The organism is Streptococcus sp. HMSC066F01, assembly GCF_001837335.1.
Lineage (GTDB): Bacteria > Bacillota > Bacilli > Lactobacillales > Streptococcaceae > Streptococcus > Streptococcus oralis_S.
On sequence record NZ_KV832097.1, the window covers coordinates 1 to 230 of the forward strand.

Annotated in this window: 1 pseudogene; it reads right to left on the reverse strand. The window is 43.0% G+C overall.

From position 1 onward, the window contains the following. Positions 1-4: 4 nt before the first annotated feature. A pseudogene (locus tag HMPREF2655_RS03020) lies at positions 5-230 on the reverse strand (hypothetical protein); the annotation flags it as partial.

Genomic DNA, 230 nt, shown 5'->3' on the forward strand with positions numbered 1-230 from the left:
AAATCTATTTTACGTGTTTCTCATACCATTCCTGATACTCTTGGAAACTGTTGAGTGGAGTCTCTTCCTTTGTTTTAGGATCTATCCCAACAACATCTAGCTTATCCTGACCGACCGGCGCAAACCAATGCCGCATATCTTGGAAAATAGCTTCCGGATCGGAATAGGCTCCTTTTCTAACTACTATATTAGCGGCTCCCTCCATAGCCTTATAATATTCGGGGTAGTCC